Below are 18,969 nucleotides of genomic sequence, written 5' to 3' on the forward strand. Positions count from 1 at the left end.
CCACGGCGACGGTGTGGGAGACGTACGCGTCCACCTCGCCCCGGATCCGGTCGCGGACGTCCCGCGGGAGAGGGGCCGGACCCTTTTTGCCTACTCGCGTGCGCGGGTGCCTAGCGGCGTCCGCCGGTCAGGCCGCCGAACAGGCCGCCGTTGTTGTTGCCGCCGTCCTGCTGGCCCGGCTGCGTGATGAGGTCCACGTTCTGCCCCGAGGTGAGCGGGGTCCCCGGGGGCGGGTTGGTGGCGACGACGAGCGCGTTGTCGTCCGACGGGCCGGTGACGATCCCGACGCGCAGGTTGGCGCGCTGGAGGTCGTCCTTGTACTGCTTCACGGTGCGGCCCGCGAAGTTCGGCACCGCCGCCTGCGTCGCGGCCTTGGCGATGGTGATGTTCACCGTCTTGTTGACCTCGATCTGCTGGCCCGCCGCGAACTGCTGCCCGACGACCGTGCCCGGCGCCGCGCCCGGGGTCTCCGTCTCGGTGACGCTGCCGAGCTTGAGGTTGACGGCCTTGAGGGCCTTCTCCGCGTCGTCCCTGGTCTTGCCCTTGAGCTCGGGCACCTCGGCCTTGGAGATCTCCTTGGCCACCGTCAGCACGACCACGGAGTTCCGCTCGGCCTCGCCGCCCTTGGGGGTCTGGTCGAGGACCGTGCCCGGGGTCCGGTTGGACTCCTGCTGCTTGCGGTCGACCTGGAAGCCCTTCTCCTTGAGCGCCTTCTCCGCCTCCTCGAAGCTGAGATTGACGACGTTGGGCACGGCCTCCTTCGGCGCGCCCACGGAGATGGTCACCGTCACCGTGGAGCCGTCGGCGGCCTTGGTGCCCTCCGCCGGGTTCTGCTTGCAGACATTGCCCTTGGGCTGGTCGGCGCAGGGCTCCTCGGCTCCCTTGACCACCTTGAGGCCGACGTTGTCGCCGCTGCGGCTCGCCTGCTCCAGGGTCTGGCCCACGAACTTGGGCACGGTGGGCCGGTTGTCGGCCTGGCCGCCGAGGAGGGCGCGGCCGATCAGGATCGCGCCCACCAGGACGAGGACGCCGGCCGCCACGAGCAGGATGGTCGACGCCTTGCTCTTCTTCTGGCGGCGCGGGTTCTGGTCGTAGCCGCCGTGGCCCTGGTCGCCGTAGCCGTAACCGCCGTCACCCGGGGGCATCGGCGGCATCATCGAGGTCTGGGCGCCGGGGTCGGCGGTGCGCAGAGCCGTGGTGGGCTGGTCGTAGCCGCCCTGCGGGCCGTAGCCGTGGCCCTGGTCGGGATAGCCGTAGCCGGCCGCCCCCATGGTCGCGGCTGCGGCGACGGGCTGGCCGTCCAGGCACGCCTCGATGTCGGCGCGCATCTCGTCGGCCGACTGGTAGCGGTAATCGGGGTCCTTGACCAGGGCCTTGAGGACGATGGCGTCCATCTCGGGCGTGATCTCGGGGTCGAAGTTCGAGGGCGGCTGCGGCTCTTCCCGTACGTGCTGGTAGGCGACGGCCACCGGGGAGTCGCCGACGAACGGGGGCCGCACGCACAGCAGCTCGTAGAGCAGGCAGCCCGCCGAGTACAGGTCGGAGCGCGCGTCGACCTGCTCGCCCTTGGCCTGCTCCGGGGAGAGGTACTGGGCGGTGCCGATCACGGCGGCCGTCTGCGTCATCGTCATACCGGAGTCGCCCATGGCGCGGGCGATGCCGAAGTCCATGACCTTGACCTGGCCGGTGCGGGTCAGCATCACGTTCGCGGGCTTGATGTCGCGGTGCACGATGCCGGCGCGGTGCGAGTACTCCAGCGCCTGGAGGATGCCGATGCACATCTCCAGGGTGCGCTCGGGTAGCAGCTTGCGGCCCGAGTGCAGCAGCTCGCGCAGCGTGGAACCGTCGACGTACTCCATCACGATGTACGGGATGGAGATGTTGTCGACGTAGTCCTCGCCGGTGTCGTAGACCGCGACGATCGCCGGGTGGTTCAGGGACGCGGCCGACTGGGCCTCGCGCCGGAACCGGGCCTGGAAGGACGGATCACGGGCGAGGTCGGCACGCAGGGTCTTGACGGCGACGGTACGGCCGAGCCGGGTGTCGTGGGCGAGGTACACCTCGGCCATGCCACCGCGGCCGAGCACGTGGCTCAGCTCGTACCGGCCGCCGAGGCGACGCGGCTCTTCCATAACGTTCCAGCCCTCTCCGTCGGTCCCGACCGCACCTGTGTGTGGTCCGGCGGTGTGCTGTTCGCGCAAAGGCTACCGGCCGATCGTCCGTGATCGGTTCGCGGCCACAGGCTGATACTGGACCGGTACCGTACGCGCCGGTCCGCGCGGGGCTCAGTGACCTGGATCACCCCGCCCGGCGCGGATCCCCCGGTCACCCCTGGCTCTTGAGCACCGCTTCCATGACCGCCTTCGCGACGGGGGCGGCCAGACCGCCACCGCTGATGTCGTCGCGCGCGGTGCCCTCGCTGTCCTCGATGACCACGGCGACGGCCACCGGCGAGCTGCCGTCCGGGTTCTCGGCGTAGGAGATGAACCAGGCGTACGGGCGCTTCTTGTTGCCCTCGCCGTGCTGGGCGGTACCGGTCTTGCCGCCGACCTTGGTGCCCTTGATCTTCGCCTTCTCACCGGTGCCGGAATCGACGACGTTGACCATCATCTCCTGCACCTTCTGCGCGTTGGCGGCGGAGAGGGGCCGGCTCATCTCGGAGGGCTCGTGCTTCTCGATGATGTCCAGGTTCGGGGCGGTCAGCTGGTCCACCATGTACGGCTTCATCAGCTTGCCGTCGTTGGCGATGGCCGCGGTGACCATCGCCATCTGCAGCGGGGTGGCCGCGGTGTTGAACTGGCCGATGGAGCTCTGCGCGTTGCCGTCGCGGCCCATCTTCTTGTCGTAGATGCTGGCGAAGGCGCGGACCGGGACGTCGATCTTGTCGTTGTTGAAGCCGAACTTCTCCGACGTCTCGACCATCTTGTCGCGGGTCACCTTGTCGCCGAGGTTCGCGAAGACCGAGTTGCAGGAGATCCGCAGCGCCTCGTTCAGGCTGGCCTTCTCGCAGCCGGTGTGCGAGTTGGGCAGCTGGGTCTTGGTGCCGGGCAGGATGTACGGCTCCGGCGTGTCCGTCGGGTCGTTGATCTCCTTGACCACGCCGTGCTCCAGCGCGGCGGCGGCGGTGACCACCTTGAAGGTGGAGCCCGGCGGGTAGGTCTCGCGCAGGGCGCGGTTGACGAGCTTCTTGTCCTCGCTGTCCTTGAGCTCCACCCACGCCTTCTCGTCGTCCTTCGAGTTGCCCGCGAAGCGCGTGGGGTCGTAGGAGGGCGTGGAGACCAGGGCGAGGATGGCGCCGGTGCGCGGGTCGATCGCGGCGACCGCGCCCTTCTTGGTGCCGAGCTTCTCGAAGGCGGCGCGCTGGGCGTCCGGGTTGAGGGTGGTGACGACGTTGCCGCCCTGCTTCTTCTCCCCGGTGAACATGCCGATGGTGCGGTCGAAGAACAGCCGGTCGTCGTTGCCGGTGAGGATCCCGTCCTCCAGCGACTCCAGCTGGGTCGCGCCGAACGCCTGCGAGGCGTAGCCGGTGACCGGCGCCCACAGTTCGCCGTCCTTGTAGGTCCGCTTGAACTTGTAGTCGCTGCCGTTGGTGACCGCCGAGCCCGTGATCGGCTCGCCCTTGACGATGATGTTGCCGCGTTCGGTGGCGTACTGGGCGATCTGGACCCGCCGGTTCTCCTTGCGCGTGCCGAGCTCCTCCGCCTGCACGTACTGCAGCCAGTTGGTCCGGATCAGGAGCGCGAGGACGAGCAGCCCGCAGAACAGCGAGATGCGGCGCAGGGGCTTGTTCATGACGGGCGGACCACCTGGGTCATCTCGGAGTCGGGGGACGGGGCGGGGGCCGGCGCGGGGCGGCGTGCGGTGTCGCTGATCCGGATGAGGACGGCGATGAGGATCCAGTTCGCGAGGACGGAGGAACCGCCGGAGGCGAGGAAGGGCATCGTCATGCCGGTGAGGGGGATGAGGCCCATGACCCCGCCGGCGACGACGAAGATCTGGAGCGCGAAGGCGCCGGAGAGGCCGATGGCGAAGAGCTTGCCGAAGGGGTCGCGCGCGGCGAGGGCGGTGCGCACGCCCCGCTCGATGATGAGCCCGTAGACCAGCAGGAAGGCCATCACACCGGCGAGGCCGAGTTCCTCGCCGACGGTGGAGAAGATGAAGTCGGAGTTCGCGGCGAAGCCGATCAGGTCGGAGTTGCCCTGGCCCCAGCCGGCGCCGAGCACGCCGCCCGAACCGAAGCTCATGATCGACTGGCCGACCTGCTCGCAGGCGCCCGACGTGGCGTAGCAGCCGAAGGGGTCCAGCCAGGCGTTCACACGGGCCTGGACGTGGCTGGCGAAGCTGGCCACGACCACGGCGCCGCCGACCGACATCAGCAGGCCGATGACGATCCAGCTGGTGCGCTCGGTGGCCACGTACAGCATGATCACGAACATGCCGAAGAAGAGCAGCGAGGTGCCGAGGTCGTTCTCGAAGACGAGGACGAGGAGGCTCATCCCCCAGATCATCAGGATCGGGCCGAGGTCGCGGCCGCGCGGCAGGTAGAGCCCCATGAAGCGCCGGCTGGCCAGCGCGAGCGCGTCGCGCTTCACCATCAGATAGCCCGCGAAGAAGATCGCGATCACGATCTTGGCGAACTCACCGGGCTGGATGGAGAACCCGCCGACGCTGATCCAGATCTTGGCGCCGAAGACGTCCGCGCCCAGACCCGGGACCACGGGCAGGATCAGCAGCACCAGGGCGCCGGCCATGGAGATGTACGTGAACCGCTGGAGGACGCGGTGGTCCTTGAGGATCAGCAGCACACCGGCGAACAGGGCGATGGCCAGCGCCGTGTACATCATCTGGCGGGGCGCGGAGGGGGAGAACGTGCCGAAGGACCGCTTGGCCAGGTTCTGCAGGCGCTCGGACTGGTCCAGGCGCCAGATCAGCACCAGGCCCAGCCCGTTGAGGAGGGTGGCCAGCGGAAGCAGCAGCGGGTCGGAGTACTTCGCGTACCGGCGTACGACGAAGTGCGCGACCCCGGCGAGGGCACCGAGGCCCAGCCCGTAGAGCACCATGCCGGGCGGCAGGGTGCCGTTGATCGCGAGACCCACGTTGGCGTAGGCGAACATCGGGATGACCACGGCGAAGGCGAGCAGCATCAGCTCGGTGTTCCGCCGGCTCGGCAGCTCGATGGCGCCGATGGTGGTCGTGTTGGTGACAACGCTCATGGTGTGGCAGGCCCCCTGCGCCCGCGGGCTACTTTCCGCACAGGCCGACCAGCTGCTGCTCCTCGGCAGTCAGGCTGGGGCCGGGTGTCTGGCTGTTCTGGGCCTCGGCCTTGCGGCGCTCCTCGTCCTTCTTGCAGGCGGAGACCTGGACGCCGAGGTCGTCCAGCTTCTTGCGGGCGCCGTCGAGGGTGCCCTCGCTGATGGTGGCCTCGACGAGCTTCCGCTTGAAGGGCGGCAGGTACTTCAGTTCGATGTCGGGGCGGTCGGTCTCCACCTTGGAGAGCTCCAGCGGGCCGAGCTTCGGGCTGATGCCGCGGAAGAGCGCGACGTGCTCGCCCTTCACGCCGACGTAGAACTGGGTCTGGGTCCAGCGCCAGCCGGCGTAGAGGCCGCCGCCGATGACTCCGGCGACGATGAGCAGGGTCAGGGTGCGGGTGGCCCACCTGCGCCCTTTGCCGCGGCGCCTGCGGGGGTGGTCGTAGGTGTCCTCGTAGCCGGATCCGCCGTCGTAGCCGTCGGCCTCGCCGAAGGAGCCGTAACCGCCGCCGCCCTGGCCCTGGTCGCCGTACCCGTAGCCGCCGCCGTCGCCGCTGCCGGGCGGGCCGAAGGAGCCGGCCGGGGGGCCGGCCTGGCGGCCGAGCCCGGAGGCGCGGCCGGCCGGGGTCTGCATGGCGTGGTTGTTGTCGAAGAGCTGGTGCTGGTTCTCGGCGACCGCGCCGACGACCACCGGGGTGTCGCTGACCTGGGCGGCGAGGGTGTCCCCGCTGTCCGTGTCGAGCACGTCGGCGACGATGCAGGTGATGTTGTCGGGTCCGCCGCCGCGCAGGGCGAGCTGGATCAGCGACTGCACGGTCTCGCGGGGGCCGTGGTAGTCCGCGAGGGTCTCCTCCAGGGTCTGGTGGGAGACCACACCGGAGAGCCCGTCGGAGCAGATCAGGTAGCGGTCGCCGGCGCGGACCTCGCGGATGGAGAGGTCGGGCTCGACGATGTCGCCGCTGCCCAGCGCGCGCATCAGCAGGGAGCGCTGCGGGTGGGTGGTGGCCTCCTCCTCCGTGATGCGTCCCTCGTCCACGAGGCGCTGCACCCAGGTGTGGTCCTGGGTGATCTGCGTGAGGACGCCGTCGCGGAGCAGGTAGGCGCGGGAGTCACCGACGTGGACGAGGCCGAGGCGCTGGCCGGTCCACAGCAGGGCGGTGAGCGTGGTGCCCATGCCCTCCAGCTGGGGGTCCTCCTCGACCATGACGCGCAGCTGGTCGTTGGCCCGCTGCACGGCGCTGGCCAGGGCGGTGAGGATGTCGGAGCCCGGGACGTCGTCGTCGAGCTGCACCAGGGTGGAGATCACCTCGGAGCTCGCGACCTCGCCGGCGGCCTGGCCTCCCATGCCGTCGGCGATCGCCAGGAGACGCGGACCGGCGTAGCCGGAGTCCTCGTTCCCCTCGCGGATCATGCCCTTGTGGGAGCCGGCTGCGAACCGCAGGGACAGACTCATGCGCACCTGCCCTGTCGACGAAGCTTCCTCCGGGTACAACCGGTCTCGAGCCACACTGCCCACCCTCCGGTCGGGAGCGCGCTCGGGTCCGTGTCCTCGGTGGGACGGATCGCCGCCGCGCGCTCGCTCCGCTCGCTCATTCTCGTACTACTTCCGCAGCTCGATGACGGTCTTGCCGATGCGGATCGGCGCGCCCGGCGGAATGGGCGTCGGCGTGGTCAGCCGGGTCCGGTCGAGATACGTGCCGTTGGTGGATCCGAGATCCTCGACGATCCACTGGCCGTCACGGTCGGGGTAGATCCTGGCATGGCGGCTGGACGCGTAGTCGTCGTCCAGCACGATCGTGGAGTCGTGCGCCCGGCCCAGCGTGATCGTCTGGCCGGCGAGCGCCACGGTGGTCCCCGTGAGGATGCCCTCGGAGACGACGAGCTTGGTGGGCGCACCGCGCCGCTGCCGCTGCTGCGGGGGCGCGGCCTGCCGGCCGCCGCCCTGCTGCGGGGCACCACCGGTGTTCCCGCCGCGGCGCGAACCGCGCTGGGTCACTCTCGTACCGAAGAGATCGCTGCGGATGACCTGGACGGCCACGATGACGAACAGCCACAGAACGGCCAGGAAACCCAACCGCATGACCGTCAGGGTCAGCTCTGACATTGCCCCCGCTTCACCCTTCGGCTTGCCGGTAAATGATGGTGGTGCTGCCCACGACGATCCGCGAGCCGTCGCGGAGCGTAGCGCGGGTGGTGTGCTGCCCGTCCACCACGATGCCGTTGGTGGACCCGAGATCCTGGATCGTCGAGGGCGTTCCGGTCCGGATCTCACAGTGCCGGCGCGAGACGCCGGGGTCGTCGATCCGCACGTCGGCTTCGGTGCTTCGGCCGAGTACGAGCGTCGGGCGCGAGATCTGGTGGCGGGTGCCGTTGATCTCGATCCAGTGCCGCCGGGAGCCGCCCGCACCGGCCGCGGGGGCCGGTCCGCCGGGACCCGGGGCGGGCCTGCGCGCGCCGGGTCCGCCGGGGGGCGGGGCGCTGGGCATGGGCGGGGCACCGGCCGGCGGGTAGCCGTAGCCGCTCTGCGGCGTGGGCTGGGCCTGGGAGGTGCTGGAGGCCAGGGTGCGGCTGCGGACCCGGTAGAGACCGGTGTCGAGGTCCTCGGCCTTCTCCAGGTGGACCTTGATGGGCCCCATGAAGCTGTAGCGCTGCTGCTTGGCGTAGTCGCGGACGAGGCCCGCGAGCTCGTCGCCGAGCTGCCCCGAGTAGGGGCTCAGGCGGTCGTAGTCGCCGGCGCTGAGCTCCACGATGAAGTCGTTGGGGACGACGGTCCGCTCGCGGTTCCAGATGGTGGCGTTGTTGTCGCACTCCCGCTGGAGGGCTCCGGCGATCTCCACCGGCTGGACCTCGGACTTGAACACCTTGGCGAAGGTGCCGTTCACCAGACCTTCGAGTCGCTGCTCGAACCGCTTCAGAACTCCCATGGGGCACCTCCTCCGTCGCTGTCGCCCTGTACTGCTTACTGATCGTATCCACGCGTGGCGGATTCGGGTGGTTCCCCATCGCTCCCGCGAGGACGAGTGTTGGTCCTCACAAGGGATCGTAGGGGCGCTCCGGGAACAGTGTCCCGCACCCGGAGCGGAGTGCGGGAGGGGCAGTCCGCACGGGGCCGTATGCCCCCGGGGAAAGCGATGTGAACACACCCCGTTCTACGTGCTAATGTTTCGACGTCGCCAGGGGAACGGCCCGAAAGGGAAGGCCACTGGGACGCTGCTCGGGCGAGTGGCGGAACGGCAGACGCGCTGGCTTCAGGTGCCAGTGTCCTTCGGGACGTGGGGGTTCAAATCCCCCCTCGCCCACATCGACGAAACGGTCGGCATCGTGATCACGGTGCCGGCCGTTTCGCTGTGTCCGCACTCTCCGTGTTCCTCATTGCTCTGCCGGTCCCTTCTCTCTCCTCCGGCCCTCCGGGGGCTTCCTCCGCCCGGAGTGTGGCGTCGGTCACGGTCCGCCCCGCGCGAGCGACTTTGGTCGAGCGGATCGAGACGAAAGGCGGAGGGCGGTCCGGGATCCGGGTGTCTAGGGTCGGGCGGGTGGATGCGAAGGCGAAGACGCGGGCCGGCTGGAACTGGCTGACGGGGCCCGAGCCGTGGACCCCGCGGATGCTGGCCGGGGACCTGGCCGTCGCCGCGGTGCTGGCCATCCTCGGCCTGGGGGCCGTGGAGCTGGACCGGGGCACGGGCCGGGCGATGCTCGGCGGTTCCCTGGTCGTCCTGGTGCTGACCCTGCTGCGCCGGCGGCTGCCCGCGACCACGCTCGTGGTGGGTACGGCGCTCGGCTCGGTGCTGCCCGGGGTGATCTTCGCCCTGCCGATGCTGGGCTGGTCGGCCGGGCGGCGGATCGTCGGGGTGGGCCGGGCGCTGGGCGCCTTCACGCTGGCCTTCCTCGCGTCGGTGGGCTTCGGCGTGCTGGACCAGTGGGCGCAGATGCGGCCGCTGCTGGTGATCGTCTTCTCCACGCTGATGTTCCTGGCGACGACCGTCATGCCGGGCCTCGCCAGCCGCTACTGGTCGCAGCGCCGGACCCTGCTGGCGGCCCTCCAGGAGCGCAACGGGCAGCTGCTGCGGGAGCGGGCCATGGTCGCCGGGCAGGCACGGCTGCGCGAGCGCCAGCGCATCGCCCAGGACATGCACGACAGCCTCGGCCACCAGCTGGCGCTGATCTCCGTCCACACCGGGGCGCTGGAGGTGGACCCCGAGCTCACCGACCGTCAGCGCGAGGCGGTGGGGGTGCTGCGGCAGGCGTCGGTGGCCGCGATGCACGAACTGCGCGAGGTGGTGGGCATCCTGCGCGACGGGGTGGAGGCGCCCGCGCCGGTGGAGGACGCGCAGCCGGCCGCGCGCGGGGTGGCCGGTATCCCCGGGGTCGTGCAGGCGGCGCGGGGCGCGGGGACCGACGTACGGCTGACCACGGAGGGGCAGCCGCGGCCGCTGGTGGCGGCCTGCGACCACGCCGCCTACCGGATCGTGCAGGAGGCCCTGACGAACGCGTACAAGCACGCACCGGGGGCGCCGATCGCGGTGGAACTCCGGTACGAGGACGACTCGCTGGTGGTGGAGATCGCCAACGGGCCCTCGCCCGGCCCGGCCCCCGACGAGGTGGTCTCCGGCGGGCAGGGCCTGACGGGGCTGCGCGAGCGGGCGCGGCTGGTCGGCGGCATGGTGCACGCGGGCCCCGCCGAGGGCGGCGGCTTCCGGGTGGCGGGGGTCCTCCCGTACGGCACGGAACCGGCCGGGGCGGCCGACGTGGCCGACGACTTCGGGCAGCGGGCGCAGGCCCAGAAGCTCGTCTTCCCCCAGCTCCGGCGCGGGCGGCGGGGCGAGGGGCAGCCCATGGACTGGGCGGCGGTGGACCGGGAGCTGGCGGTGCGGGTGCGCAGCCGCAGCGCGGGCGTCGCGGTGGGCTGCGGGATCGCGGTGGCCGCGGTGGTGCTGCTGCTGATCGTGTTCGGCGCGGCCGCGGTGCTGCTGATGGACTCCGCGAGCGATTCCTTCATCGACCGCGGCGAGTACGACGCGGTGCACGTGGGCGAGGCGGAGAAGACGGTCCGCGGCCGGCTGCCGGCCGGCGGCGGTTTCATGACCTCGGGCGTGGAGCGGAAGGGGCCGCCCCGGCCGGAGGACTCCCAGTGCCTGGTGCTGCTCGCCGACGACCATCCGGGCGGGTGGGACACGGACTTGGTTTTCCGGTTCTGCTTCAAGGACGGCAAGCTCGTGGACAAGCAGGCGTACGAGGTCAAGCAGTAGGAGCACGGGGTGACAGCCGAAGTGATCAGAGTGGTGATCGCCGACGACGAGCCGCTGATCCGGGCCGGGATCAGGATGATCCTGACCTCGGCTCCGGACATCGAGGTCGTCGCGGAGGCGGGCAACGGCCGGGAGGCCGTGGACCTGGCCCGTTCGCACGCGCCGGACGTGATGCTGCTGGACATCCAGATGCCGGTGCTGGACGGGCTGACCGCGCTGGAGGAGCTGCGGCGGGCCGCCCCGGAGGTGCGGGCCCTGATCCTGACCACCTTCGGGGAGAAGGAGAACGTACTGCGGGCGCTGGGCCAGGGCGGGGCGGGCTTCCTGCTCAAGGACTCGGCTCCGGGCGAGCTGATCGGCGCGGTCCGGGCGGCCGCCGCCGGGGACGCCTATCTCTCGCCGGGCGCGACCCGGCACGTGGTGGACCAGCTGACCTCCGGGCGGGCCGCCGCCCGGGGCGCGGAGGCCCGCCGCCGGGTGGACGGGCTGAGCGAGCGGGAGCGGGGGGTGCTGGCGCTGCTGGGGGAGGGCCTGTCCAACGCGGACGCGGGCCGGCGGCTGCACATGAGCGAGGCCACCGTGAAGACGTACGTGAGCCGGATCCTGGCCAAGCTGGACTGCGAGAACCGGGTGCAGGCCGCACTGCTGGCCAGGGACGCCGGGCTGTAGGTACGGTCAGCCCGTTCGGGAAGCGATCGTGAACGGGTGGGGGCGGCGTCGATGACGGCGGTGGCGGGACAGCGGATTCCGGAGGTGGCGGGCTTCGCCCCGCGCGGGGCGGCGGGCTCCCCGAAGGAGCAGGGCAAGGCGCTGCGGGAGCGCCTGCCGCGGGCGGCGCACGCGGGCTTCGAGGCGCCCGCCGGGCGGCCGGACGCGGTGCGGGCGGTGGAGGAGTCCAACGCGGGACGGGTCCCCGGACTGAGCCCGATACGGGTGGGCCGGATGGCCGCCAACCCCTTCGCCTTCCTGCGCGGGGCGGCCGGGCTGATGGCCCACGACCTGTCCGGCGGCCCGGTGACCGGCGTCGGCGCGCAGATCTGCGGGGACGCGCACGCGGCCAACTTCGGTCTGTACGGGGACGCGCGCGGCCGGCTCGTCATCGACCTGAACGACTTCGACGAGACCGTGTACGGCCCGTGGGAGTGGGACGTGAAGCGGCTCGCGACCTCGCTGGTGCTGGCCGGCCGGGTGGCCGGGGCGGACGAGGACACCTGCCGGGCGGCCGCGCTGGACGCGGTGGGCGCCTACCGGCGCACGCTGCGGCTGCTGGCCAAGCTGCCCGCGCTCGACGCGTGGAACGCCATCGCGGACGAGGAACTGGTCTCGCACGCCGATGCCCGCGACCTGCTGGGCACCCTGGAGCGGGTCTCGGAGAAGGCCCGCAACAACACCTCGGCCCGGTTCGCGGCCAAGTCCACCGAGCGGGGTCCGGACGGCGCCTGCCGCTTCGTGGACGCACTGCCCGTGCTGCGCCGGGTCGGGGACGCGGAGGCGGCGGCCGTGGCGGCCTCCCTGGGCCCCTATCTGCACACGCTCCAGGGCGACCGGCTGCCGCTGCTCGCGCGGTACGCGATCCAGGACGTGGCCTTCCGCGTGGTGGGCACCGGGAGCGTCGGCACCCGCTCGTACGTGGTGCTGCTGCTCGACCACCGGGGCGAGCCGCTGGTCCTCCAGGTGAAGGAGGCGCGCCCGTCGGTGCTGCTGCCGTACCTGCCCGGACTGGGCTTCACGTCGGAGCCGGTGGAGCACGAGGGGATGCGGGTGGTGGCCGGGCAGAAGCGGATGCAGGTGGTCTCCGACATCATGCTGGGCTGGACCACGGTGGAGGGCCGGCCCTTCCAGGTGCGGCAGTTCCGCAACCGCAAGGGCAGCGTCGATCCGGCGGCCCTGGCCGTGGACCAGATCGACGACTACGGGCGGATGACCGGCGCCCTGCTGGCCCGCGCGCACGCGCACAGCGTGGACCCGCGGCTGCTGGCCGGGTACTGCGGCAAGAACACGGAGCTGGACGAGGCGATGGCGGCGTTCGCCGTGGCCTACGCCGACCGCACCGAGGCCGACCACGCCGATCTGGTGGCGGGGGTCCGGGCGGGGCGGATCGCGGCGGAGCTCGGGGTCTAGCCGGAGGCGGCGGGGGCGCGGGCGGTGTGCGCGGTGTTTCACGTGAAACATCGCCCGCGCGGACGGGCCGTACCCTGGCCGGGTGAGCGAGCACACCGAGCACCCCGAGCACCCCGAGCAGACCGTCCCCGGTGAGGAGCGTCCCGAGGCGCGCCTGGAGCGGGCCGTGAAGGCCGCCGAGCAGGCGCTGATCGAGTTCGAGATCGCGGTGGAGACCTTCCGCGTGGAGGTGGAGAACTTCTCCCGCCTCCACCACCAGAAGCTCGGCCCCATGTACACGCGGCTGGACGAGCTGGACGCGCTGATCGCCGAGGCGAAGGCGGCCCGCAGCGGGGACGCGGAGGATCTGCGGCGGGCCCGGGAGGCGCGGTCGCTGGTCATGCCGATGCCCGGGGTGGATGAGCTCTTCCACGACTGGATGGGCTCGGACGGGATCTCCGACGACGCCGGCGCGATGCTCACCGACCGCCCCGTGCGGCCCCCGGAGCGGGTGCGCCCCTCGGAGGAGGTGCGCCGCCTCTACCGCGAGCTGGTCCGCCGGGCCCACCCGGACCTGGCCCAGGAGGAGACGGAGCGGACGCGGCGCGATGCCTTCATCGCCCGGGTCAACTCCGCCTACGGGCGCGGGGACGAGGCCATGCTGCGCGAGCTGGCCGAGGAGTGGGAGGCCGGGCCGGCGCCGGTCGCGCAGCGGCTGAGCGAGAGCGAGGAGCTGTACGAGCGGCTGGAGTTCCTGGCCCGCCGCAAGGAGCTGCTGACGCTGGTGGCCAAGGAGCTGGAGGACAGCGCGATCGGCTCCATGCTGCGGATGGCCCCGGAGGACCCGGACCGGCTGCTGGAGGAGATCGCGGAGCAGCTGCTCGCGCAGGTCTCCGAGCGCGAGGCGGAGCTGGCCGCGGCGCTGGCCGCCGAGTGAGGCGGTCCGTACGGCCGGTCGGATAGGTTGGCGGCAGATCCGTGACGAGAGAAGGCGACAGCTATGAACTTCGGACCGCTGCCCTCCGTGGACGCCGCCGCGGTGCCCTCCGAAGGCTTTGTCCTGGACGTCCGTGAGGACGACGAATGGGCGGCCGGCCATGTCGAGGGCGCGCTGCACATCCCGATGAGCGACTTCGTGGCCCGCTTCGGCGAGCTGACGGAGGCCGTCGAGGACGGCCGCCGGGTGTACGTGATGTGCCGGGTCGGCGGGCGCTCCGCGCAGGTCACCCAGTACCTGGTGCGCCAGGACATCGACGCCGTGAACGTGGACGGCGGGATGCAGGCGTGGGACGGCGCCGGGCGCCCGATGGTGACGGACAGCGGGAACCCGGCCTTCGTGCTGTAGCCCGTCCCGGGGGACGGGGCTCGGGGTTCAGGTCTTGGGGCTCGGGGCCTCAGGTCTCAGGCGAGGGGGTGGGCGGCCAGCAGGTCGCCCAGGGCCTCCTCGTGGGCCGCGGCCGGGCCGAGCTGGAGCTCCAGCTGCTTGGCCCAGGCGTGGTAGCGGTGCAGCGGGTAGTCGGTGTCGGCGCCGAAGCCGCCGTGCAGGTGCTGGGCGGTCTGCACCACCCGGCGCACGCCCTCCGCGGCCCAGATCTTCGCCACGGCGACGTCCCCGGCGCTCGGCAGCGGCCCGCCGGCCGCCGTGCCGGTCGCGGCGTCGAGGCGCCAGGCGGCCTGCCAGAGGGTGACCTCCATGGCGCGCAGGTCGATGTAGCGGTCGGCGGCCTGGACGGCGACGGCCTGGAAGGTGGCCACCGGGAAGCCGAACTGCTCGCGTTTCCCGGTGTACTGGCCGGTCATGGCGAGGACGGCCTCCCCGAGTCCGAGCGCGAGGGCGCAGGTCCCGGTGGTGAGGAGCAGGCGCAGCCGCTCCCAGGCGGTGGGGTCCGCGATCAGGTGCGTCCCCTCCACGCGGACGCCGTCCAGGGCGAGTTCGGCGTACCGCTCCCCGCTGGTGGAGACCTGCTCGGCGAGGGCGAGTCCCGGCGCGGTGCGCGGTACGAGGGCCAGTACGGCTTCCCCTTCGCCGGTGTGGGCCGGTACGGCGATCCAGTCGGCGCCGTGCGCCCAGGCCACGGCGGTCTGGGTGCCCTCCAGGAGCCAGGCTTCGCCGTCCGGGCGGGCGAGCACGGCCAGTTCGGCCGGGTCGTGGCCGGAGCGGCCGTGCGCGGCGGCGGTGAGTACGAGGGAGCCGTCCGCGGCGCCGGGCAGCAGGGCGGCGGCCAGCTCGGGGCTCCCGTGGGCCTGGACGGCCATGGCGGTGGCGCAGTGCTCCAGCAGCGGGACCCGGGCGAGCACCCGGGCGGCCTCGCGTAGCACCAGGCACAGGGCGATGGTGTCCAGTCCGGCGCCGCCGTGCTCCTCGGCGAGGACCAGGCCGAGCAGATCGGATCCGGCGAGCCGGGACCACAGCGGGCGGTCGAGGTCCTCGGTGACGGCGCCGGGGGTGAGGGCGGGGCTGGGCACGCCGTCGGGGACGACGTCCGCGAACACGGCGCGGGCCGCCTCGACGGCGGCCCGCTGCTCCTCGGTGAAAGTGAAGTCCACTGCCTGTCCCTCCCGTTCCGGTCTGACGGGGCGTCAAGATAGAACAGGTTCCCGTAAATGGACAGGCCCGGGCGCTGCCGGCCGGCGGCTGCCGGGCGCCCGTTTCCGGCTAGCGGTCGAAGTCGATCTCCACTTCCTCCGTCACCGGGTGGGACTGGCAGGCGAGGACAAAGCCGGCGTCGGTCTCCTCCGCCTCCAGGGCGAAGTTGCGCTCCATCCGGACCTCGCCCGAGACCACGAAGGCCCGGCAGGTGCCGCAGACCCCGCCCTTGCAGGCGTACGGGGCGTCCGCGCGGTTGCGGAGCACCGCGTCCAGCAGGGATTCCCCGTCCTGGACGGGCCAGGTGCCGGAGCGGCCGTCGAGCCGGGCCGTGACCCGCCCCTGCGAGGCGGTGGCCGAGGCCGTCACACGCACCACGGCGGGGGCGGTGTCCTCGACGTGGAAGATCTCCTCGTGCACCCGGGTCCGGGCCACGCCGAGCCCGGCGAGCGCCCGCTCGGCGCCCTGCACCAGGCCGTACGGGCCGCACAGGAACCAGCCCGTCACCTCCGCCACCGGCAGCAGCGCGGGCAGCAGGGCCGCCAGCCGCTCCTCGTCGAGCCGGCCCGAGGGCAGCCCGGACTCCTGCTCCTCCCGGGAGAGCACGGTGACCAGCTGGAACCGCGACGGATAGCGGTCCTTGAGGTCGGCCACCTCCTCCAGGAACATCGTGGACGCCGCCGTACGGTCGCTGCGCACCAGGCAGAACCGGGCGTCGGGCCGGGCGGCCAGCAGGCTCGCGGCGATCGACAGCACCGGGGTGATCCCGCTGCCGCCGACGATCGCCGCGTAGTGCCCGGAGGCGGGGGCGGCGGCGGGCTCCAGCACGAAGCGGCCCGCCGGGACCATCACGTCCAGGACGTCCCCGGCGGCGATCTCCTTGTGCGCGAAGGTCGAGAACTCGCCGCCCTCCACCAGCCGCACCCCGACCCGCAGCCGCGCCGGGCCGGGTCCGTCCGCCACGGGGGCGGGCGAGCAGATCGAATAGGTGCGGCGGACCTCCGTGCCGCCCTCGGGAGCGGCCCGGCGCAGGGTGAGGTGCTGGCCGGGGGCGTGCCGGTAGTCCTCGCGCAGTTCCTCGGGGACCCGGAGGGTCAGCGCCACCGAGTCGTCGGTGAGCCGGTCGACTGCCGCCACCGTCAGCGGGTGGAACGCGCCGTGGCGGGGGGCGGCCATCTACAGCTCCTTGAAGTGGTCGAACGGTTCCCGGCAGGCCGTGCAGCGGCGCAGCGCCTTGCACGCGGTGGACGAGAACCGGCTGAGCAGCTCGGTGTCGGTGGATCCGCAGTGCGGGCAGCGGACCGACAGGGTCACCGGGACGGGCCCGCCCGCGGCGTGCGGCCGGGGCGGGGCGATGCCGAACTCGGCGAGCTTGCGGCGGCCCTCGGCGCTGATGTCGTCCGTGGACCAGGCGGGGGCCAGCACGGTGGTCACCCGCACCTCGGGGATGCCGTGGCCGGTCAGGGCCCGCTCGATGTCGGCCGACATGGCCTCGATGGCGGGGCACCCGGTGTAGGTGGGCGTGAGGGTGACCTCGGCGTGCCCGTCCTCATGCATCCGCACCCCGCGGACCACGCCGAGCTCCCCGAGGGTGAGCACGGGCAGCTCCGGATCCGGCACGGACCCGGCCAGCTCGGCCAGCTCCGCCTCCAGGCGGGTCACCGTGGCGGTGTCAGCGGCGCTCACCATGACGCCCCCGGGTGGCTGCGGTGCAGGTGCTGCATCTCGGCCAGCATCCGGCCGAAGGACTCGGTGTGCAGGCCCTGGCGGCCGGCGCCCGCGGCCCAGGCGCCGGTGCGGGAGCCCTCGGGCAGGGACAGGCCGGCCCGCTCCAGGACACCGGTCAGCGAGGCCAGCCAGCGCTGCTCCAGGGCCGCCCAGTCCACCCCGTCCAGGCCGTCCACCGGCTGGAACAGCTCGCCGGTGTACTTCCACAGCGCCTGGAGCGCCGCCCGCATCCGGCGGTGGCTCTCCTCGGTGCCGTCGCCGAGGCGCAGGGTCCACTGCTCGGCGTGGTCGCGGTGGTAGGCCGTCTCCTTGACCGCCTTGGCGGCGAGCGGCGCGAACGGGCCGTCCCCGGCGGCGAGCTCCGTGTACAGCTCGTGCTGGTGGAGCGAGAAGTACAGCTGGCGGGCGATGGTGTGCGCGAAGTCGCCGTTCGGCTGCTCGACCAGCTGGAGGTTGCGGAAGGAGCGCTCCTCGCGCAGGAAGGCCAGCTCGTCCTCGTCGCCCGCCAGGGACAGCAGGACGCGCGCCTGGCCGAGCAGGTCGAGGGCGATGTTGGCGAGGGCGAGCTCCTCCTCCAGCACGGGGGCGTGCCCGGCCCACTCGCCGAGGCGGTGGGAGAGGATCAGCGCGTCGTCGCCGAGGGCGAGGGCCGCCGTGATTTCGGCGGTGCTGAGCGCGGTGGTGCCGGTGCCGGTCACAGGTGGCTCACCCCCTCCGGGATGTCGTAGAAGGTCGGGTGCCGGTAGGGCTTGTCGGCGGACGGGGAGAAGAAGGGGTCCCGCTCGTCCGGGGAGGACGCGGTGACCGCGGCGGAGGGCACCACCCAGATCGAGATGCCCTCGTTGCGCCGGGTGTAGAGATCGCGGGCGTTGCGCAGGGCCATCTCCGCGTCGGGGGCGTGCAGGCTGCCCGCGTGCGTGTGGGAGAGGCCGCGGCGCGAGCGCACGAAGACCTCCCACAGGGGCCAGTTCTGCGTCATACCCGTGCCTCCTCGTTCTGTCCGGCGGGCTGCGCCGGCTGCTGTGCCGCCTGCTTGCGCGCATACGCGGCGGCCGCGTCGCGCACCCAGGCGCCTTCCTCGTGGGCCGTGCGGCGCTGGTTGATCCGCTGCTCGTTGCAGGGGCCGTTGCCCTTGAGCACGTCCCAGAACTCGGCCCAGTCGATGGCGCCGAAGTCGTGGTGCCCGCGCTCCTCGTTCCACTTGAGGTCCGGGTCGGGCAGGGTCAGGCCCAGGGCCTCGGCCTGCGGGACGGCGATGTCCACGAACCGCTGGCGCAGCTCGTCGTTCGAGTGGCGCTTGATGCGCCAGGCCATGGACTGCGCCGAGTGCGCCGACTCGTCGTCCGGCGGGCCGAACATCATCAGCGAGGGCCACCACCAGCGGTCCACCGCGTCCTGCGCCATGGCGTGCTGCTCCTCGGTGCCCTTGGAGAGGGCCATCAGCAGCTCGAAGCCCTGGCGCTGGTGGAAGGACTCCTCCTTGCAGATGCGGACCATGGCGCGTGCGTAGGGCCCGTAGGAGCAGCGGCAGATCGGCACCTGGTTGGTGATCGCCGCGCCGTCCACGAGCCAGCCGATGGCGCCGACGTCCGCCCAGGTCAGGGTCGGGTAGTTGAAGATCGAGGAGTACTTCTGCTTGCCCGAGTGGAGCTTGTCCAGCAGCTCGTCGCGGCTGGTGCCGAGGGTTTCGGCCGCGCTGTAGAGGTAGAGCCCGTGGCCCGCCTCGTCCTGCACCTTGGCCATCAGGATCGCCTTGCGGCGCAGCGAGGGCGCGCGGGTGATCCAGTTGGCCTCGGGCTGCATGCCGATGATCTCGGAGTGGGCGTGCTGGGCCATCTGGCGGACCAGGGAGGCGCGGTACTCCTCGGGCATCCAGTCGCGCGGCTCCACGCGCTCGTCCGCCGCCACGGCGGCGTCGAACGCCGCCGCGAGCCGCGCGCCCAGGTCGGCCGCCTCGGCCGTGCCTGCCGTCATGTCCGTCCCGTCCGTCCCCAGGGCCGTTCCCGGGCCCGTCTCCGGGGTCACTGCCACCATTGCGGGCCCCTTGTCTCCCTGTGCC

Annotated in this window: 17 protein-coding genes and 1 tRNA gene; 6 read left to right on the forward strand and 12 right to left on the reverse strand. The window is 72.3% G+C overall.

Going from position 1 to position 18,969, the window contains the following annotated elements:
* Positions 1 to 110: 110 nt before the first annotated feature.
* The 6 genes from pknB to ABZ873_RS01235 form a co-directional block, all read right to left on the reverse strand.
* Positions 111 to 2,132, reverse strand: a complete 2,022-nt coding sequence (gene pknB, locus ABZ873_RS01210) for a Stk1 family PASTA domain-containing Ser/Thr kinase (protein ID WP_360863645.1) — start codon at positions 2,130 to 2,132, stop codon at positions 111 to 113.
* A 193-nt stretch (positions 2,133 to 2,325) separates the two neighbouring features.
* Positions 2,326 to 3,792, reverse strand: a complete 1,467-nt coding sequence (locus ABZ873_RS01215) for a penicillin-binding transpeptidase domain-containing protein (RefSeq protein WP_360863647.1) — start codon at positions 3,790 to 3,792, stop codon at positions 2,326 to 2,328.
* Positions 3,789 to 5,213 (reverse strand): FtsW/RodA/SpoVE family cell cycle protein, encoded by a 1,425-nt coding sequence (locus ABZ873_RS01220; protein WP_360863649.1) that lies wholly within the window; start codon positions 5,211 to 5,213, stop codon positions 3,789 to 3,791. Before ABZ873_RS01220 ends, ABZ873_RS01215 begins: the two co-directional genes overlap by 4 nt.
* Before the next feature lie 28 nt (positions 5,214 to 5,241).
* Complete coding sequence (locus ABZ873_RS01225) at positions 5,242 to 6,702, reverse strand: PP2C family serine/threonine-protein phosphatase (RefSeq protein WP_360863651.1); 1,461 nt, start codon at positions 6,700 to 6,702, stop codon at positions 5,242 to 5,244.
* A 147-nt stretch (positions 6,703 to 6,849) separates the two neighbouring features.
* The gene (locus ABZ873_RS01230; protein WP_360863653.1) at positions 6,850 to 7,353 is read right to left on the reverse strand and encodes an FHA domain-containing protein; all 504 of its coding nucleotides are present in this window, start codon (positions 7,351 to 7,353) and stop codon (positions 6,850 to 6,852) included.
* A gap of 10 nt (positions 7,354 to 7,363) precedes the next feature.
* Positions 7,364 to 8,173 carry a DUF3662 and FHA domain-containing protein gene (locus ABZ873_RS01235; RefSeq protein ID WP_360863655.1) on the reverse strand — a complete coding sequence of 270 codons (810 nt, stop codon included), beginning with the start codon at positions 8,171 to 8,173 and terminating at the stop codon, positions 7,364 to 7,366.
* Positions 8,174 to 8,465: 292 nt separating this feature from the next.
* Between ABZ873_RS01235 and ABZ873_RS01240 the strand changes: the two genes are divergently transcribed.
* From ABZ873_RS01240 to ABZ873_RS01265, 6 genes are all read left to right on the forward strand, one after another.
* Positions 8,466 to 8,548 (forward strand) — tRNA-Leu (locus ABZ873_RS01240).
* 234 nt (positions 8,549 to 8,782) lie between these two features.
* Positions 8,783 to 10,495, forward strand: a complete 1,713-nt coding sequence (locus ABZ873_RS01245) for a histidine kinase (RefSeq protein ID WP_360863657.1) — start codon at positions 8,783 to 8,785, stop codon at positions 10,493 to 10,495.
* A 9-nt stretch (positions 10,496 to 10,504) separates the two neighbouring features.
* Entirely contained in the window at positions 10,505 to 11,164 is a 660-nt protein-coding gene (locus ABZ873_RS01250; RefSeq protein WP_360863659.1) for a response regulator transcription factor, read from the forward strand.
* Positions 11,165 to 11,215: 51 nt separating this feature from the next.
* Positions 11,216 to 12,616 (forward strand): DUF2252 domain-containing protein, encoded by a 1,401-nt coding sequence (locus tag ABZ873_RS01255; protein ID WP_360864085.1) that lies wholly within the window; start codon positions 11,216 to 11,218, stop codon positions 12,614 to 12,616.
* Between the two features lie 82 nt (positions 12,617 to 12,698).
* Positions 12,699 to 13,532 (forward strand): hypothetical protein, encoded by an 834-nt coding sequence (locus ABZ873_RS01260; protein ID WP_360863661.1) that lies wholly within the window; start codon positions 12,699 to 12,701, stop codon positions 13,530 to 13,532.
* 63 nt (positions 13,533 to 13,595) lie between these two features.
* Positions 13,596 to 13,940 (forward strand): rhodanese-like domain-containing protein, encoded by a 345-nt coding sequence (locus tag ABZ873_RS01265; RefSeq protein WP_030647619.1) that lies wholly within the window; start codon positions 13,596 to 13,598, stop codon positions 13,938 to 13,940.
* A 56-nt stretch (positions 13,941 to 13,996) separates the two neighbouring features.
* Here the strand turns inward: ABZ873_RS01265 and ABZ873_RS01270 are convergent, their stop codons facing one another.
* The 6 genes from ABZ873_RS01270 to paaA all read right to left on the reverse strand — a co-directional run bounded on the left by ABZ873_RS01270 (position 13,997) and on the right by paaA (position 18,884).
* Complete coding sequence (locus tag ABZ873_RS01270) at positions 13,997 to 15,142, reverse strand: acyl-CoA dehydrogenase family protein (protein WP_360863663.1); 1,146 nt, start codon at positions 15,140 to 15,142, stop codon at positions 13,997 to 13,999.
* 109 nt (positions 15,143 to 15,251) lie between these two features.
* Positions 15,252 to 16,358 (reverse strand): 1,2-phenylacetyl-CoA epoxidase subunit PaaE, encoded by a 1,107-nt coding sequence (gene paaE, locus ABZ873_RS01275; RefSeq protein ID WP_360863665.1) that lies wholly within the window; start codon positions 16,356 to 16,358, stop codon positions 15,252 to 15,254.
* A complete protein-coding gene (gene paaD, locus ABZ873_RS01280) occupies positions 16,359 to 16,871 on the reverse strand; it encodes a 1,2-phenylacetyl-CoA epoxidase subunit PaaD (RefSeq protein ID WP_360863666.1) in 513 nt (170 codons plus the stop codon). It lies immediately after the preceding gene.
* Positions 16,865 to 17,608: a 1,2-phenylacetyl-CoA epoxidase subunit PaaC gene (paaC, locus tag ABZ873_RS01285; RefSeq protein WP_360863668.1), complete on the reverse strand. Its 744-nt coding sequence runs from the start codon at positions 17,606 to 17,608 to the stop codon at positions 16,865 to 16,867. The genes paaD and paaC overlap by 7 nt, the downstream gene beginning before the upstream one ends.
* Positions 17,605 to 17,889 carry a 1,2-phenylacetyl-CoA epoxidase subunit PaaB gene (gene paaB / locus ABZ873_RS01290; RefSeq protein ID WP_360863670.1) on the reverse strand — a complete coding sequence of 95 codons (285 nt, stop codon included), beginning with the start codon at positions 17,887 to 17,889 and terminating at the stop codon, positions 17,605 to 17,607. The genes paaC and paaB overlap by 4 nt, the downstream gene beginning before the upstream one ends.
* Positions 17,886 to 18,884 carry a 1,2-phenylacetyl-CoA epoxidase subunit PaaA gene (gene paaA / locus ABZ873_RS01295; protein WP_360864087.1) on the reverse strand — a complete coding sequence of 333 codons (999 nt, stop codon included), beginning with the start codon at positions 18,882 to 18,884 and terminating at the stop codon, positions 17,886 to 17,888. The genes paaB and paaA overlap by 4 nt, the downstream gene beginning before the upstream one ends.
* Positions 18,885 to 18,969: the final 85 nt, after the last annotated feature.

This window comes from Streptomyces sp. NPDC047014, from assembly GCF_040644195.1.
In the GTDB taxonomy this organism is placed as follows: domain Bacteria; phylum Actinomycetota; class Actinomycetes; order Streptomycetales; family Streptomycetaceae; genus Streptomyces.

What these genes read in the sequence shown, in the direction of transcription:
- paaB (WP_360863670.1), bottom strand. Translation starts at nt 17,889, where the DNA reads ATGACGCAGAACTGGCCCCTGTGGGAGGTCTTCGTGCGCTCGCGCCGC.
- ABZ873_RS01225 (WP_360863651.1), bottom strand. Translation starts at nt 6,702, where the DNA reads ATGAGTCTGTCCCTGCGGTTCGCAGCCGGCTCCCACAAGGGCATGATC.
- pknB (WP_360863645.1), bottom strand. Translation starts at nt 2,132, where the DNA reads ATGGAAGAGCCGCGTCGCCTCGGCGGCCGGTACGAGCTGAGCCACGTG.
- paaD (WP_360863666.1), bottom strand. Translation starts at nt 16,871, where the DNA reads ATGGTGAGCGCCGCTGACACCGCCACGGTGACCCGCCTGGAGGCGGAG.
- ABZ873_RS01215 (WP_360863647.1), bottom strand. Translation starts at nt 3,792, where the DNA reads ATGAACAAGCCCCTGCGCCGCATCTCGCTGTTCTGCGGGCTGCTCGTC.
- paaA (WP_360864087.1), bottom strand. Translation starts at nt 18,884, where the DNA reads ATGACGGCAGGCACGGCCGAGGCGGCCGACCTGGGCGCGCGGCTCGCG.
- ABZ873_RS01265 (WP_030647619.1), top strand. Translation starts at nt 13,596, where the DNA reads ATGAACTTCGGACCGCTGCCCTCCGTGGACGCCGCCGCGGTGCCCTCC.
- ABZ873_RS01230 (WP_360863653.1), bottom strand. Translation starts at nt 7,353, where the DNA reads ATGTCAGAGCTGACCCTGACGGTCATGCGGTTGGGTTTCCTGGCCGTT.
- ABZ873_RS01235 (WP_360863655.1), bottom strand. Translation starts at nt 8,173, where the DNA reads ATGGGAGTTCTGAAGCGGTTCGAGCAGCGACTCGAAGGTCTGGTGAAC.
- paaE (WP_360863665.1), bottom strand. Translation starts at nt 16,358, where the DNA reads ATGGCCGCCCCCCGCCACGGCGCGTTCCACCCGCTGACGGTGGCGGCA.
- ABZ873_RS01255 (WP_360864085.1), top strand. Translation starts at nt 11,216, where the DNA reads ATGACGGCGGTGGCGGGACAGCGGATTCCGGAGGTGGCGGGCTTCGCC.
- ABZ873_RS01220 (WP_360863649.1), bottom strand. Translation starts at nt 5,213, where the DNA reads ATGAGCGTTGTCACCAACACGACCACCATCGGCGCCATCGAGCTGCCG.